Genomic DNA, 16,126 nt, shown 5'->3' with positions numbered 1-16,126 from the left:
GACCTGTAAGATTTTCTTTAGCCACTGGTTTTTTTCAAGAGCTACCATTCTAAAAAAAGGAAGCTCTCTATGAAATACGTTCTGCTTTTCATTCTGTTTTGGCCAACGTCTTCTTTCTCTGCGCCCGCCTCGTTTGTGCCGGGCGAGTTCGTCGTAAGGTTAAAGAAAAATGTTTCCGTGCAAACCACTTCTTGGTCTCGTTTAGAACAGTCTCTAGGGGCGACAGTCAAAGATATTATTCCGGAACAAAACATTGTCGTTATTCAAAGAGCTAGCTTTGAGGACCCGCAAGTCGCCCTCAAACTTCTTGCCGAAAACAAGCTTGTCGAAATTGCCGAACCAAATTTCATTTATCAGGCGCACCGGACGCCCAATGATCCGATGTTTCTTCAGCAGTGGGGCCTTTATAATTATGGCCAAACAGATGCGGATCTCACTTCCGGCATTCGCGGAATGGATATCGGCGCCCTTAAAGCTTGGGATATAACGACCGGCTCCAAGAACATGATCGTGGCTGTTGTCGATTCAGGTATCGATTACTATCACCCCGATCTTCAAGGAAACCTTTGGACCAACCAGAAAGAACTTTCTGGGAAAGAGGGAGTTGATGATGATCAAAACGGAATTGTTGACGACATTTTCGGGGCAAATTTTGTTGATTCAGCCCATCCTACTGGAGACCCCATGGATGATTATGGCCATGGCACCCATGTTTCCGGCACAATCGGCGCTCAGTCCTTCAATGGTCAAGGCGTCTCTGGAACCGCTTGGCATGTAAAGCTACTTCCTGTGAAGTTTTTAAATGAAAACGGAACTGGGCAACTGACCAGCGCTATCAAAGCCATTCACTACGCCCGGTCGATGGGGGCAAAAATCTATTCAAATTCATGGGGCGGCGGCGGATATTCGGAGAACTTAAAACAAGCTATCGAAATGACCTCGCAAACCGGTGGCGTCTTTGTCGCTTCCGCAGGCAATGATTCGTCCAATAACGATGAAATTCCTGAGTACCCCGCCAGTTATCCCGTGGCGAATGTAATCGCGGTAGGTTCTATGAACAATCGCGGAAGACTTTCCGACTTTTCTAACTATGGTCGCTACTCCGTGGACGTCGCGGCTCCCGGGGAAAATATTCTTTCAACCGATCTCTATGGAGGATACACGATTCTATCAGGCACATCGATGGCCGTTCCCCATATTTCAGGTATTGCGGTCCTCCTCTGGAGCAAAAATCCCGAACTTAAAAACACGACTATTCGCAGTCGGATTATGAGCACGACCAAAAACCTTTTAGGCGGGGCCCGCATTCGCCGTGGTTTAGCTTATGCCCCAGCGGCTTTGCAAAACGCCATCACCAATCCCGACCCCGATGATCCGCGCTCATGGAAGCAGCTTGCAGTAAAGATCTCGACAACTCATCCCTACCTTAACAACGCCTCTCAGGAATTTGCGGTGTATATTCCCGGAGCCAAACGCATCGCTTTGTATTTCGCCAAGTTTAAGACGGAAGTGGATCTAGACAAAGTGGAACTCTTGAATCGCCGGGGCGAGAGAGTTTATGAAGTATTTGGCAAACACGACGGTGAGTATTCACTTCCCGTGGACGGCGACTATGTCAAAATCGTTTTTACCTCTGACGGAAGCGTGACGGATTATGGATTCGATGTCACTCGGGCCGCGTGGGAATAATTTCTGACAAGAAATATTGCCCATATTCCGCCTGTCTCTTTTTAAGACTTCTTGCAACTGTCGAGCAATTTTCGGCTTTGCTTCAATCTGGATCTTAGGGCGCGAAATAAATGGCTCATGAGGACGCCCCGGCTGGCAAATTCATTGCAATCGATTTTGATTACAGGAATGTCTTTTAAAGGAGCCGGTCGATGAAAAGATTAAAAATAGTCATGCTTATTGCTTTTCTAACCGTCGGCTTTTCAAGCTTTGCAGCCCAAGCCTCGAAAGAGCCTAGAAAAATTCTGGTTTCCGTAGGCGACATTCAAGAAAATTACAGTCTGCGCTGGCGCAAAGAAACCTGTGCCTTAATCCATACCATTGCCAATCAAGTCAGTGACGTTGCCGTCAATGTCACCTGCCGTAGTTTTGATACGGCTGATTTTTTAGACAAGGAACTGGAAGAACTGCGTCGCCATAATGACTACCACCTACGTCTGACTCGAAACAAAGATGGCAGCATCAGCATGGATGCGGCCAACTGGCGTCGCAACTATGAAACAGATTTTGAAAGCGTGAGCTGGAGTTTCAAAAAGTCCACGATCGATAAAATACAAAGTGAGGCCTTGGCAAAAGCCGTCGTAAATTTCTTCGTTTATGCGACCAATGAAGAAAGTTTTAAGGCAGGGCTTTTGGTCAATGGGGCTGCAGAATCCTCAGAGATCATCTATGATCAGAAGCAAGGTCTGTTCCTGGACAAGCTGACCAACGAGCCCTTAACGATCGATCAAGCCTATCGCCGCTTTGAAGGAGAAAGTCCACGCAAGAAAAACTATCTACGAACCGCTACTGAAATTGGTGTGACTCTTTCCGCGGCTCTGGCGCTTTATTATAAAAACCTTGCGTACAATCGACAGGATTTCGACTACACGCTGGGTGACGGCCTTCGCAAAAAGCTGAACGGCGAAGCCATTCTTTTCGATGACAATGATAAATTTGCCAACGTCGGTCATATTTTTGCTGGAGTGCTTTACTATCAAGTGGCGCGCTCTAACGGCTATAATGCTCTGGAATCTTTCCTCGTCAGCTTTGCCTCTTCCGCAGTTTGGGAATTCATGGAGTATCACGAGGTCTTTTCTTTAAACGATCAGATTATGACCCCGGTCGGTGGCTATGTTATCGGCGAAGCGACCTATCAAATCTCGTGTGCCTTGCTGGCCAAAGGCACCACTGCGGGAAAAGTTTTGGCTTATGGAATCAATCCCGGTTTGGCTTTGAATCATGCGATCGACAAAATTAAAACTGGCGATAAATACGCCTCTCAGCCGGATTGTAAAAAACCACGATGGTCGGATATTTCTATGTACATTGGCCTGGAAAAAAATCAAAAAGCCTTTAAGCCCACGGCTGAAAACACCTACGTCGTCGGTTTAAGTGCCGATGTTGTTAATATTGAAAACTACGCAAAGCCCGGACACGAAGCCAAAATGGTCTATGATACAGCCATGGTGAAAGCCATCTTGGAAAACAACGGCGGCGACGGGATGGGCGATTTAAAACTCATCGCCCAAGTCACGATGGCCGCTTATTACAAAAAGAATGTGGAACTGGATGCTCGCGGGCAGCTGCGCGGTTATGATCTAATTCTTGGTGTCGGCTCGGGCACCACATTTCATGATCGAGGATCAGACAAAGGCTCGGGGCATGAAGACTTCTACGGAACGATCAACATTTTGGGCGCAACAGCTCGCGCTAACATCTATTACAAAGGCATGAATATCCAGGCGGAGTTCGGTTTCTATGGAGACTTCGCCATGGTGAAATCCTGGGCCCTCAATGACTTCCAAACGCAAAATGGCGGCTCCCTTGCGGGGCAATCAGGCGTCATACAAAAACGCGGTTACTATTGGGGTCTGGGAACGACGACGTTAGCCGCCCTTTCCGCTGAACAAGGCCGGGTAAAGTTCGGATATGAATTGCAATCATCCCAGGCCTCGGACATAAAGTCGCGTCACCGCAATCAGCAGGATATTCAAGACCCCGCTGATTTTAGTGACTCCTTTGTCTCGCATAAGATTTACGTAAGATTCCGTCTGACAAAAAATCTAAGCTTTCAGCTTTCGCAAGAAACCATCGTCCGCGAAGGCTCCGCCAATGGACAGGCATCGGCGAAAGGCAAAGAATCCCGCACTATGGGAACTTTGGTTTATCTATTCTAAAAAGACTTAGTCCCGAATTGACAGTCACACGTCTTTATCTCTGCAAAAAATCGCTCAAGAATTGTTTGTAAGAACGTGTGACTAAACTGAATATAGGAGTGAGGCAGTCAAAAAAATTGAAATTGTGCGCAAACTCATGAAGACCCATGAGCTGGAAGCCGTCTTATTCAAAGGCGTCGATTGGTTCAGTTGGGTCACGGGCGGAGCCAGTAGCGTCGTGATTTATACATCCGAAATCGGCGTCGCCGAAGTTCTTGTCACGCAAGAAAATGCCGGAACTAAACGTCCCTTGCCGTGGATTAAAACACCTTAAAAATGTTTTCCATTTTCGTAGTAGGCGTTTTTTTCCAAAACCTGAAAAACAACGACAACATCCGGGGCCGGCGTCAGTTCTTTGATTTTCTCTGTTAGAATTTGCGCGCAGCGATCCTGAACCTCTTGGCTACGCGCGAACCACAGCACTTCCACAAAAGGGTACGATTCTTCGGTCACTCCCTGATTAAAAAACTGAGTTGAGACCGCCTCAAAGGTAAAGTTATCTTCTGCGGTATTCATTTCCGCCGCTAATAGCTTTGGCAGTTCTTTACTCATTTGACTTACAACTTCTGTTTTTATTGCACGCGTGCGGATATGAGGCATGATGGAAGTATCACTGAAACCGAGGATATTGTCTATGCGTAAAGATACTTGGAATCCCCAGCAATATCATAAATTCCTAAATGAGCGTTCCCTGCCATTCTTTGACCTTATGGACATGATCGATAGCAAATCTTCCCTAAGACGTGTCGTGGATTTAGGTTGCGGTGCGGGTGACTTGACTGAAGTTCTTCATCAGAAAGTGCATGCGCAAGAAACCTGGGGTTTTGATACATCAGAAGCGATGCTGGAAAAAGCCCAGAAGCTTTCTTCGGAAGGTCTTCACTTTGCAAAAGAATCCATTGAAAATATCCGCCAGCATGGAAAATTTGATCTTATATTTTCAAATGCCGCTCTTCAATGGTGTGAGAATCATCCAAAACTTTTCCATGATTTAAAAGACTCGTTACAACCTCAGGGACAGCTTGCCGTGCAAATGCCGATGAATCATGACTATGCGACTCACCTGTTGGCGGTAAGGATGAGCGAGGAAAATCATTGGAAAAATCTTCTTCAAGGGAACTCATACCGGCAGCATCTGACGATGCTGCCTCCCGAAGGTTACGCCACTCTTCTTTTTAAGTTGGGATTTAAAGAGCAGAAAGTCCTTCAACGGATTTATGCCCACGTCATGACCTCGCGCGAGGATGTAATCAGTTGGGTGCAAGGAAGTCTTTTAACTTACTTCCAGAGTCAACTTTCCCCTGAGGACTTCGCGACCTTCCTGACGGAATATCGCGAAAGCCTTTTTCAGGAACTGCCCGATGATAAACCCTTTTTCTATCCGTTTAAAAGAATTTTGATATGGGCGCGTCTGTAGCCGCTTATTCGTTCTTTGCGGCGGAACCTTTGCCTTTTTTCTTTTGCGCCGCTAGTTCAAGCTCACAAACCTTCACCTTGGTTTCGTATTCGTCCTGACGTTTTTCCAAGGTATTTCTATATTCCTTAAAGCGGGCTAAACGGTCTTTCAAATATTCTTCGGAAACACCCACGATACGTTTTTTATCTTCTACGCCAATAGATGAAAAGTCGTCGTCCGGAGTCACATACTGTCTGGATTCAGTCCAGCGGACCTTCCCATCCCCACTGTTTTCCACACTGCCTAGGGACACTCTGCAATCACGCAAGACACCATAAAGCCCGCGATTGTCCAGATAACGAGGACCGCCCAAAACTTTGGCCTCTAGATCGTAAACATCCAGCTCCAGACGACGAAGCTCTTCGCTCATCACAACTTTGCGTTGATACACCATATCCCCATCTTTAACGCCGACGACAGAATCGCCACGCACGGGTGATGACATATCAACAGTGGTATCAATGTCCTTTGCTTTGTGTTTTGAAGAACAAGCTGCCATCGAGATTAAAGCACATGCCAAAAGTAACTTACGCATACATCCTCCACCAGATTTGCTTACTCACTGTAACAGGCCAACTGACAAGAAGTCATTTCAAGCTCAAGTTCTACGCACCAAGGCGACATAACTGTGTCGGGATGATACAGAATCGATATTACGTGTCGGTAACTTCAATTTGGGACCGATGCCTAGTCTGCGTCATTTATTCCAACAAACGCACATTCTTTAGGCCTGCAAAAATTTGCTTCTGGGCATGCAAGGTCAATACTAGAGCTGACAAAAAAGGAGACTACCATGAAAACACTGATCCTCACTGCAATATTATGTGTTGGTTCCTTTTCTTACGCGAATCAAGCACGTCAAGATTCAACATCCAGTACGATGGAGTTCACTCGAGAAGAAGCTGAAACGGCCCCCCGAGGCCTCCTTCCCTTTATTGGGCTAGGTGGTGGTTACACTGGATATGATGAAGACGGCTCCGTAGAAGGAACCCCCGCAACCCTTAAACTGTTAGGCTCTTGGTACCTACAGGCACCTGTGGTCTTTGACCTGGGCTATGGTGTGAACAACCAGCAGTTCACACAAGCGGGAAATAATGAAGACACCGCAATGACCGGCGGTGCTCTCGAATTTGCGGCTCGCTATCGTTGGGACAGCACACGCTGGCAAGGCGGTATCGTCGCCAACCAATTATATGAGCAAGGTCCCGACTTCGGCGCAGACCAAGGTGATGCTCACTTCGTCGGCTTGCAGGCGTTGAAAGAATTCAATCTTTCCGCAAGTTGGCTAGCCCGCTTAGGAGCACGTGCCATGGCGATGACTAATACTGTCGACAACAATGTTTACATGTACCTGATTGACTTACAAATCGGTTGGAATCCTTCAGCGTACCGTACTTCAGTCAGAACCACGGAAAATCCGATGCAAACTGAAGAAATGATTGTCGATGAAACAGAAGTCATCGAGCCAGCCCGTCCCGTCGCCAAAACGGCACCTAGCTCTGCTTTAGAGGCCGTGGGTCTGACGGCTTTAGTTCCCGGAGAAAACAACGTTGAGTTCCCAACCGCGCAAGCCACTGTCTCGCCAGACGACAAGGAAAAACTTGCAAGCATGGCTGCCGTTCTCGAAGAAAATAAAGACTTGTATGATCGCGTGGAAATTCGCGGTTATGCAGATTCATCCGGCAGCGAAGAATTCAACAAACAAATTTCGAAACAACGTGCCGAACAAGTTCGTTCCATCTTACAGCAAAATGGACTTAAGGACGTCGATGTGACCGCCGTCGGCAAAGGCACAGCCGATTCAACCGGCATGCAAGCGGCAGATCGTCGCGCTGAAGTCATATTCATTGGTGTCAAAGATGAAGCGAAGCTACGTGATGCCCTTTCAACGATTGAATAATCATTGAAGACATGACGGATAAAAGATCTGGGATAAAAACCAGATCTTTTATTTTTCAAAAACCGTGACAAATTCCTGATCGACCTCAGCGTCGACTTCGCTTTGCATCTCGGCCCACTCTTGTTGCAGATAAAGTTCTTCGTCGTTGAGATATGTCGCCGGCTTTTCATATTTTAAAAAGATCACTGCCACCAACGACGCCGCTAACACGGGTACCAGCAACCACTGCCAGCGGCGCGCGCCCCCCGCCTGAATATGTCGCCAAATACGAGGTCCTTCCGCAAAATCCGCTTCAGGAGTTCTGCTCGCGTTGGCTTTCAAAAACTTTTTTAAAGAGTCGTCACTCATAGTCGTACTCCTTTCCGTTCCAATAGCTCTGTCATTTTCGACCGCGCCTGGCTTAAACGTGATTTAACGGTTCCTTCCGGAATACTCAGAGCTTCTGAAATTTCCTTGATACTTTGATCTTCCAAATAATAAAGAACCACCACCGCCCGATTCTCGACACTCAAAGAGGAAAGCATCAAATCGACTAACTGGCGATTGGAAAGATCGGACTCTAATGAGTTGGCCACTGCGATGGTGGGAAGTTCGTCCAGCTTTCTGTTTTTTCGCAGATAGTCCACAGCACAATTGTAGGCAATTCTAAAGATCCAGGTGGAAGCCGTGCTCTCTTCTCGAAACTTAGCCCGGTGTTCCCAAGCTTTCATGAATGCTTCTTGCGTCAGATCTTTTAAAGGATCCTCTCCCGCCAGACGAAACAGAAGCCCACGCACCTTTGCGGCGTGAGCTTCATAGAAATGCTGAAAAGATTCCGAGGACTTTACACTCACGGCGCTTATTTTCCCTGGCTAAAAAGTTTCACTTTCTGTTCTTCGGTCAAGAGGTCCCGCGCGTCTAAAATGCTTTGCAATCTTCCTTGCGCCAACTGCTCTTTCTTAGCAAACATTAACTGAAAGGCCTTTTGGACTTCTTCCCGAGAAGCATTGGAACGAATCATCTGTTTAAACTTATGACGAGCCTCTTTCATCTCTTCACGCAACTTTTCAAACTCGGCTTTTTTGGATTCCCGCAGCGATTTCAATTTTGCCGATTGCTCGTCGGTCAGTCCTAACTCTTTCATTTTCTCAGGATTAAAGTGCTTTTCCATGGGCAGGATTTCATCGCCCTTGTGACGCGCCTCTCTTCCCGGACTTCGGGCCAAGGCTGTGGTAGAAATCATCGTTAAGACCATGACGGACGCAAGAAATTGATTGAACTTCATTGTTCCTCCTCTTTGCCCCTTAGACGCTCGGAGGGGCTGAAAGGTTCATTTTAATTTTTCTCAATTTGATATTTATGCCAACTTAAAAAGAATTTCAGCTAGAACTGTCTTCATCGTCTCTAACTCCATAGACGGCGTCGTCTGAGCCTTGTCTGCCAACTGCTGCTTGAGGTAGGGGACGTGAATAAAGCAAGCGGACAGGGCCTTATCGTGCATTTTAAGCCAGTTCAGAGTGTGGTAGTAGGTATAGTTGCAAACATAACCACCGGCACTCAAGGAAATCTCGACGGGAAGGTTCTTTTGTAGCAAGTCCTCTTTCCATTCGCTGACAGGCAGCGCAGTAAACAGAGCACTTTCCGACCCTTGTTGAATCACTCCTCGCGACGGCTTAAATCCGTCTTCATCGGGATGCTCTGTTTCAGTCCAGTTTAAAGCCACACGTTCCAGCGAAACCTTACTGCGTCCTCCGGCCTGGCCCAACATTAGAATGGCTGCGTAGGAATTTTTCTGTAAATGACTCTGAAGCTGTTGAGGAGCCTCCGAAAAAGACACTGGCAACAAAAGCGTCTCCGTCAAATGGGCAAAATCCTTCTTGAGCCACTCAAGAAGGATTTCACTGGGATTCACTTTTTCTCCTAAGAAGGGACGAAACCCCGTTATCAGGATTTTACTCATTCGAAGTGATTTCTCCATGTCATATAAAAATCATTACTGCTTGTACCATTTAACGGATGACCTTTGATACGGAATTCCACTTTCGTATTAAATTCACGTGTTAAGGCTTGTGCTTCCGCAGAATTGCGCGGCACTCGCGCGCCCAGAGATTTCAAACTGGAAATCGGCACCCAATACTCGCGCTCCTGCACGCACGAGCCTGATGCATTCCAAGGACCCTCGCTAGAGCAGTTTTCTGAACCATTCCAGTTGAATAAGCGGAACGTCACTTTGACTTCTTCAGACTGAGAATAGAAAGTGAAGCTTTGCCCCACATGTTCTTGAGTCGTTCCGATCTTTTTGAAGCCAAATGTCCAAGGAAGTTCTTTCTTTTGATTGTAACTATCCACGAACTCGGGACTGTGGTTCAAAACGAAAGTTCTTAGAACTGCCGCGGAAGCGGCCATACCATAAGCTGACGAAAAGCCGCAGTGGTTTCCATAGTTCAAGTTCAAAGTTCCAACAATATCGGAGCTTTCGTAACGATCGCTGTATTCAACTACCTCAGTATTGATTTTGTTGTTAACAACCATGTCGTCACGTGAAGCCCACAACATCAACGGCGTTTTCACGTCGTCTTTCCAGTTCCAGAAGTTATTGCTCTTAAAAAAGGAATCCGGAGTGCTGGCAATTCCCCGACGCTGCAAAGACGTCGACGCTAGCAATCCAATATAATCTGGCATATTACGACGACTGTCTGGAATATTGTCATCGGTGATCAAATCAGGAACGTCTGAGACATAATGACGAGCCTCATTGAAGTGATCTTTCGTCATCTTCGTGAAGATACGCCCAACAATTTGACCGCTATAGAGCTTATCCAAAGTAGGACGCAGGCTCACCACCGGACAAATCGCGGTGACGGAGTTAAATATTTTTTTGCCGCTCTGAAGAGGATACCTGTCATTGAAGGCCGCCCCTAAAACAGCGGCATTGCCGCCCAAGCTGATCCCCATGAAGTGAACACTCGAGACGCGGTCTTTATGCTCCCATTTTTCAAGCATCCATTTGCCAATTTGCAACGACTCATAGCCCTCATCCCAACCGCCTAAAGTCACACGCTTGTTGGTATAAATATAGTCCATGCCGGTCTGATTTGCCAAGAAGAGCAAGTTGAATGGGCTTTGATCGAAGAGCATCATCGAATAGGCCTTGATCGACGCCGACTGAACTGCAGAACAGAATACGCCACAACGAACAATTACCAGAGGACGAGGGCGAGAATCCTGTTTTAATGCCAAAATTGCGGGAACCTTTGTTCCGTCAGCAAGCTTGATTGTCACCTGCTTCACCTGCGGATGCGAAAGCAAAGGATACTGATAGCTGGAGTATTTCAACAGTCCCAAAATACCCAAAGTCGATCGACGAGTCAGTTCCGAGGAACATTTTTTAAAATATTTGTTTACGTTTGCGTAGTATTGACCCGTCGTCAGTTTTTTGCCGACGACGCTGTCTTCAAAGCGGCGCGGATCACACTCCGGACTGATATCTTTCGTGCTCAAGCCATTTGGCACTTCGTCCATCAAACCTTGAACCTTGGGCACATCTTCCCCAGACTCCTTGGCCAACTCTTGGTAAAAACGAGCTTCAGCGTCAACTCCCACCTGTATGACAGATTGAGTTTGAGCCATCGCAGTTGCCGACAATAACGTTCCAAAACACATGCTGAAAATCTTAGCTGACATTGTACACCTCACGTACTTCATGAGGTCTATCGACTAGGATTTCGTCGAGGTTTAGAAAAAATCAGATTCGTCAAAAGACTGTACAAAATAAGGGACTTTTTGCTGGAAATTAATGGAATTTCGTTTCAAATCAGGACGGACTCACCGCTATTACAGGAATGAAGTTCATCCCCTTGGATCTCTTTGATTTTTGTTTGTTTCACATTTTCCTAGAGGGAAAAAGGCAACTTTCCACCAGCCGCCTAGGAAGCAATGGAGCACAAGCACTAGTCAACCAAAGGCCAGTCCGTTATACATCCCATAAAAAACAATTCCGCCAAAAACAAAAAAGGTGAAGTTATTCACTTCACCTTTTCCTAAAAATTTCGCTGATACAACTACTACGCAATTTTTTTAATCTGTGCGAGCTTGTCTTTTAAAACGGAATTTTCATGCTTTAGCGCATTCACTTCCGACACCAACTGATTCATCTTCCTTTTCAGAAAATCAACCTCTTGGGAATTCACGTCGTCTGACTCACCAACAACATTAGGCTTAACATCTTTTTTTGCCACGTCATAATCGTAGGTAGGAACCGCGAATGCATTTAAGTTCAGCATCTCCTCGATATTCTCGGGAACGTGAAGCTCGGGATCGATTTTTTCAAGTCGAATAATCCCCTGCGAAATGAACCCGCGAACGTCTGAAAGCATCCGTGAAATACACGTCGATTTTTCGGCCGGAGTCGGATTAGACTCTGCCATCAAATCTGTGATCTTCCTCTTAGAGATCGGCGGCAAACAGCCTAAGAGCTGTTCCACCTGCTCTGGAGGATTGCCATGCATTGCATTAGCCAAGGTCAAAGGCTGCACTCGTGAGAAGATCTCGACAAGATACTGCCCGTCCCAGGAATAAACCCGGGTGATAGTAAGAATGCGCTTACGAAGCGCTTCTTCCCATGCGGGACTTTCCCCCGCAATAAGTGATAGAAACTGCTCCCGCTTTGCCGCCGGTGAAGTTTCCAACAACTGCAATAATTGATAAAAGCCGCCCTTTTTTTTGTATCTGTCTAACATGCCCATATGTTTAGATGTATCGGAATTGAGTTTCAGGACTAAAGGAGGATCTAAAATAAATATGATGAGATCCGAATTTAGTGCGGCGGCAAATCCTCTTGTTCTAGATTGCGACACATTTTCAAATCTGCTCGAAAAAAATCACGTCTCATAGCGGGATCAATTATAAAAAAATTTGTATGTGGTTGAACGGACGACTTGATGTCGAAAAAAAGAAGAGGCCTCTTTCGCAAGAAGCCCCGGGTGGTTCTTAATTTAATTTTGTTCCGTCTTATTGCAAAGACTCACACTTATAAGACAAGCTTACGCTCGTTCCTGGCGTCAGGTACTGGTTAAACTTTAACGTCTTTCCATCCATGTAGTGCGATACAGGGGTTCCTGAAACCGTGACAACAAGATCTGTCGGATTTGAACAGTTCAAGATAATATCCTTGATGCGCTCTGTGATCTTCGTGCGGATCTGTCCAAGCTGAGTCGTATAATCAGAAGAACAAATATCTGCGGCATTACCCCAGCCTTGATTTGTGAAAGCCAGGTAAACGCTTCCGATACTGCCGGTCACCAAACCCGTCGTCACAGAATAATTGTCCAACGCTTGACTGTTTTGTTGCGCCAAACAGCTTGGGTCCTTAACCACGATCGCATGAACACTGAGCGAGTTGTATTTATCATCACCCAGTCTGCTTTTCACATTCGAAATCAAATACGCTGGCTGATCCATTTGATCCAAGTAATATCCTTGGTTGCCATACAGACCACTTCTTTCATCTTCGTCCGCCAAAAAAATCACTGCTAAGTGCGCGTCGGATCGGATAAAGCTAGAAGGATTGTTGTTCACAACTAAATTCGCAGCATAAACGCCACGCTCGTCTCCCGAAGGACAGTTTTGTGCGTACGCCGAGGAATAAGCGGAAGAGTTAATAGAATCGGTATTGCCACCATTATTGCGGATCCAGTTAGCAATGAATTTCTCACAAGCCAAAGTTTCCGGTCTCTGAATCGTTGAATAGAATAAAGTATAGCGGTCACTCATCTGATTTGTGATGTAGTTAACACCGGACTTAAAGGGAATCAGCGCTCCTGCGCCAGAACCTGAAACATCCGTAGTCGTCATAGCAATACGGTAGTCAATTTTCTTACTATCTAAGTCCGAGATAAAGTTTTGAAAGCGAGGAGCGAGGCGTGCTTGTTCAAACGACATCGAGGCAGAGTTGTCGTTCACAATCAAGATATCCACTTTTCCATAGCCTGCCGTCGCGGAATAGTTGAAGGAATACTTTCCATCAACGACCACACAGCCGCTATCTTTACATTTGCTGTCGTCCAAAGAGAACTTCACAGGGGAACATCCCACATAAAGTCCTACCATAAAGGACAATGCTGCCATTCTAGTGAGCGTATTCATAGACACCTCTCTCGCTCAATTACTTCCAAGCCTAGTGCCAGATTCAGATGAAAACCCTAAGTGTTTGATTTTACTTGTAATTACTCTTTACCTATTTTTCATGGTGGCACTTCCCAATTGTCGAAGTCTTAGACAAGAGCCCGCGAAGGACACTTTTTTGCCTTTATATTTCGAGTACTTATCCCTTTCCCGGCACCTAGCCCGAAGAAGCGATTTTGAGCTTGTTCCCGAAAGACTTTGAGGCTGGCTTGAAACTTTCCAATAATAGTCAGGCGAGGTGCTAAATGATTTATAAAATTTTAGGCGTGTTAATTATCGCGGCAGCGGGAGTCCTGGCTTACATCACATTACAGCAAGAGGATGTCGGACTTCTTGGTAAAGCTCCCGAAAAAAAGGCTTCAGAGTGCGTGCAGTTAACACCGGCTCAGCAATTAGCGCAAATGATCAATGCCGATTTTCAAGCTCTTGCTCAAGCCCAACTTTTACCTGCGCAATGGAATTCAATAGCCACGGTTGAAATCCGCATGAATTCGGAACTCGCCAAAGCGATTTTAGGCAAACAACGTCCCGAAATTCAGCGAGTCAAAGAAGGCACCGCTTTCCTAGAAATGGAGTTCATGGATCTGCCGGATGAAGAAAACCCGGGCATTATCATTCAGGCGAGCCTTTTTGATATAAAGTCGAAAAATAAAATATTTGAAGTGGGACGCACTTACACCATGGACAACCTGAATAAGATCACCCCTTTGGAAGTTCCGACAGCTCCCACACCGATCGCCTCGCCGGCCCCGAGCGCCAACGCCGATTCTGTGGCCCCTGCAGAAACTGACACCACCGATGGCGGCCCTGCCCAGGGACAGCATACCAAGACCGAGACTGTTCAAGGTCAAAGCAACAATGCTCAACAAGCGCCAGCCGCGAATGTAAAATCGAACTCTGCCACGCCCGCGGCCCCTGCGAAATAGGAGTGTCGAATATGAAGTATTTGTTAGCTACTGCCGGTTTTTTGGCTCTTACTGCTTGTGCTGGTAAAAGCATAAAAGAAAATTCCGCAAGCGCATCCTTAGTTAAGGGATTCGATGCGGAACTTTCAGGCTATCAATACCCTTTTCACGTTCAATACCATTCTTTGAAATCTCAGGGTCAAGATTTGAAGATGGCCTACATGGACATTCCCGCAGGAAAACCGAGCGAGAAGGTCATAGTCCTTCTACATGGAAAAAACTTTCCGGGAGCATATTTCGAACAAGTGATTTTAGGTTTAAATCAAGAAGGCTACCGAGTAATAGTCCCGGACCAAGTGGGCTTCGGGAAGTCGTCCAAACCATCTAAGTACCAATATAGCTTCCAAACTCTGGCACAAAACACAGCGAATCTTTTAGATAGTTTAAAAGTGGAAAAGTTCTATCTTCTTGGCCACTCTATGGGAGGAATGGTGGGTTCCCGTTTTGCTTTGATGTATCCACAAAGAGTGACCAAACTCTTCTTGGTGAATCCAATTGGTCTTGAGGACTGGAAGACCATGACCTCTTATCGAAATATCGACGAAGGGTACAAAGCCGAACTCGCCACGACACCTGAAAAAATAAAACAGTATCAGTTGGATAGTTACTATGATGGGAAATGGAAACCCGAATACGACAAGTGGCTGGAAATTCCAACAGGCTGGTTGCAAGGCCCTGACTATCCGCTTATCGCTTGGAATGCGGCACTTACTGCAGACATGATCTTCACACAACCGGTCTATTACGAGTTTAAAAATATCAAATCCCCCACCGTCTTAATTATTGGAGATCGCGATCGAACAGCTATCGGCAAGGCCTGGGCCAACGAAGACATGAAAAAGAAAATGGGCAACTATCCCGTCATCAGCCGACAGGTCGCAAAGATGATTCCGAAAGCGAAACTAGTCGAGTTAAAAGGCTTGGGACATATGCCTTTCATCGAGGATTTCGAAGCATTCTGGAGAGCACTGAGTAAAAATTTATAGTCAGTTCAGCGTGCCCCGCGCAATGATATTACGAGCGACGATATCGATATCCGTCCCGCCGGACATACCCATCTGATTCTTCACGACCAATGATATTTTACCCTCGGGACAAAAGCGCATGCAGGGCGTGAAAGAAACATTCCATTCGACCTCCGGGCAGAGTTCTCTTAACCGAGCATTCAACTCTTCCAAAAATTTCTTTTTGATCAGAAAGGTACTTTCTTCAGTCTGCTGGGAAGACCTGACTACGCAGCCAGAACAAATTTCCACATTTTGTTTCATGCTGTGAGTATAGCAAACTTCAAATTCATAATTTAAGCAGAAAAGGTCAGCGACAACGTTCTTCGAATAGCCATTGTCCGCAATAGATCGGCCTAGGGAATCTTGCGTGCAATTAGTAAATTTTCCTGTCAAAAATTGCTTCTCTGTTTTAACGCATCTTCTTACTGCCACGGTGGCAGTGGAATCATCTGTGATGAGGAGAAGTTAATATGAAGCGCAAGCGTTTAGGTCGTGCGAGCAGCGCCGGATCTAAAAGTGTCTGAGTTTTATAGGGATTAGTGGGATTGCGGGTGTTCAAGGAGAAAGAAAGAAAGAAATCAGTATGCAGAAAATAAAAAACCCGGATTACTTTCGTAACCCGGGTTCAAGTAAAATAGAGCTGGCATCGTGCTACTCTCCCACACGGTCGCCCGTGCAATACCATCGCCGCAAGAGGACTTAACTTCTGA

17 protein-coding genes are annotated in these 16,126 nt (G+C 46.2%); 7 read left to right on the top strand and 10 right to left on the bottom strand.

The window, feature by feature from the left end:
* The first annotated feature begins 69 nt into the window (after window positions 1-69).
* The 3 genes from OM95_RS15595 to OM95_RS17430 all read left to right on the top strand — a co-directional run bounded on the left by OM95_RS15595 (window position 70) and on the right by OM95_RS17430 (window position 4,200).
* On the top strand, window positions 70-1,689 hold the full coding sequence (locus OM95_RS15595) for a S8 family serine peptidase (protein WP_291516610.1): 1,620 nt from the start codon (window positions 70-72) through the stop codon (window positions 1,687-1,689).
* 191 nt (window positions 1,690-1,880) lie between these two features.
* Entirely contained in the window at window positions 1,881-3,887 is a 2,007-nt protein-coding gene (locus OM95_RS15590) for a DUF3943 domain-containing protein (RefSeq protein WP_041875830.1), read from the top strand.
* A 124-nt stretch (window positions 3,888-4,011) separates the two neighbouring features.
* Window positions 4,012-4,200, top strand: coding sequence for a hypothetical protein (locus OM95_RS17430; RefSeq protein ID WP_291516609.1), 189 nt, complete (start codon window positions 4,012-4,014; stop codon window positions 4,198-4,200).
* Here the strand turns inward: OM95_RS17430 and OM95_RS15585 are convergent.
* Complete coding sequence (locus OM95_RS15585; protein ID WP_041875827.1) at window positions 4,197-4,526, bottom strand: DUF1904 domain-containing protein; 330 nt, start codon at window positions 4,524-4,526, stop codon at window positions 4,197-4,199. The genes OM95_RS17430 and OM95_RS15585 overlap by 4 nt on opposite strands.
* 34 nt (window positions 4,527-4,560) lie before the next feature.
* Between OM95_RS15585 and OM95_RS15580 the strand changes: the two genes are divergently transcribed.
* The gene (locus OM95_RS15580) at window positions 4,561-5,343 is read left to right on the top strand and encodes a methyltransferase domain-containing protein (protein ID WP_041875825.1); all 783 of its coding nucleotides are present in this window, start codon (window positions 4,561-4,563) and stop codon (window positions 5,341-5,343) included.
* Window positions 5,344-5,347: 4 nt separating this feature from the next.
* Here the strand turns inward: OM95_RS15580 and OM95_RS15575 are convergent, their stop codons facing one another.
* The gene (locus OM95_RS15575) at window positions 5,348-5,917 is read right to left on the bottom strand and encodes a hypothetical protein (RefSeq protein ID WP_041875823.1); all 570 of its coding nucleotides are present in this window, start codon (window positions 5,915-5,917) and stop codon (window positions 5,348-5,350) included.
* Between the two features lie 258 nt (window positions 5,918-6,175).
* On the opposite strand from OM95_RS15575, the gene OM95_RS15570 reads away from it, so the two are divergent.
* A complete protein-coding gene (locus OM95_RS15570; RefSeq protein ID WP_041875820.1) occupies window positions 6,176-7,282 on the top strand; it encodes an OmpA family protein in 1,107 nt (368 codons plus the stop codon).
* A 48-nt stretch (window positions 7,283-7,330) separates the two neighbouring features.
* Here the strand turns inward: OM95_RS15570 and OM95_RS15565 are convergent, their stop codons facing one another.
* From OM95_RS15565 to OM95_RS15535, 7 genes are all read right to left on the bottom strand, one after another.
* Window positions 7,331-7,630: a hypothetical protein gene (locus tag OM95_RS15565; protein WP_041875818.1), complete on the bottom strand. Its 300-nt coding sequence runs from the start codon at window positions 7,628-7,630 to the stop codon at window positions 7,331-7,333.
* Window positions 7,627-8,115, bottom strand: coding sequence for a sigma-70 family RNA polymerase sigma factor (locus tag OM95_RS15560; protein WP_041875815.1), 489 nt, complete (start codon window positions 8,113-8,115; stop codon window positions 7,627-7,629). The genes OM95_RS15565 and OM95_RS15560 overlap by 4 nt, the downstream gene beginning before the upstream one ends.
* A gap of 5 nt (window positions 8,116-8,120) precedes the next feature.
* Window positions 8,121-8,546: a Spy/CpxP family protein refolding chaperone gene (locus OM95_RS15555; protein WP_041875813.1), complete on the bottom strand. Its 426-nt coding sequence runs from the start codon at window positions 8,544-8,546 to the stop codon at window positions 8,121-8,123.
* 72 nt (window positions 8,547-8,618) lie between these two features.
* Window positions 8,619-9,221: a pyroglutamyl-peptidase I gene (locus OM95_RS15550; RefSeq protein WP_041875810.1), complete on the bottom strand. Its 603-nt coding sequence runs from the start codon at window positions 9,219-9,221 to the stop codon at window positions 8,619-8,621.
* Entirely contained in the window at window positions 9,218-10,945 is a 1,728-nt protein-coding gene (locus OM95_RS15545) for a hypothetical protein (RefSeq protein WP_041875808.1), read from the bottom strand. Before OM95_RS15545 ends, OM95_RS15550 begins: the two co-directional genes overlap by 4 nt.
* 380 nt (window positions 10,946-11,325) lie before the next feature.
* Window positions 11,326-12,000 (bottom strand): FliG C-terminal domain-containing protein, encoded by a 675-nt coding sequence (locus OM95_RS15540; RefSeq protein ID WP_291516607.1) that lies wholly within the window; start codon window positions 11,998-12,000, stop codon window positions 11,326-11,328.
* A gap of 271 nt (window positions 12,001-12,271) precedes the next feature.
* Entirely contained in the window at window positions 12,272-13,405 is a 1,134-nt protein-coding gene (locus OM95_RS15535) for a hypothetical protein (RefSeq protein WP_291516605.1), read from the bottom strand.
* Window positions 13,406-13,689: 284 nt separating this feature from the next.
* On the opposite strand from OM95_RS15535, the gene OM95_RS15530 reads away from it, so the two are divergent.
* Both OM95_RS15530 and OM95_RS15525 read left to right on the top strand, forming a co-directional pair.
* Window positions 13,690-14,370, top strand: coding sequence for a hypothetical protein (locus tag OM95_RS15530; RefSeq protein ID WP_291516603.1), 681 nt, complete (start codon window positions 13,690-13,692; stop codon window positions 14,368-14,370).
* Window positions 14,371-14,381: 11 nt separating this feature from the next.
* Window positions 14,382-15,395 (top strand): alpha/beta hydrolase, encoded by a 1,014-nt coding sequence (locus OM95_RS15525; RefSeq protein WP_041875802.1) that lies wholly within the window; start codon window positions 14,382-14,384, stop codon window positions 15,393-15,395.
* On the opposite strand, the gene OM95_RS15520 is transcribed toward OM95_RS15525, so the two are convergent.
* The gene (locus tag OM95_RS15520; RefSeq protein ID WP_291516601.1) at window positions 15,396-15,677 is read right to left on the bottom strand and encodes a hypothetical protein; all 282 of its coding nucleotides are present in this window, start codon (window positions 15,675-15,677) and stop codon (window positions 15,396-15,398) included.
* Window positions 15,678-16,126: the final 449 nt, after the last annotated feature.

Source organism: Bdellovibrio sp. ArHS, from assembly GCF_000786105.1.
Classification (GTDB): Bacteria; Bdellovibrionota; Bdellovibrionia; order Bdellovibrionales; family Bdellovibrionaceae; genus Bdellovibrio.
Note: the sequence above shows the minus strand (reverse complement) of the source record. Positions and strands in the feature narration are given on the sequence as shown.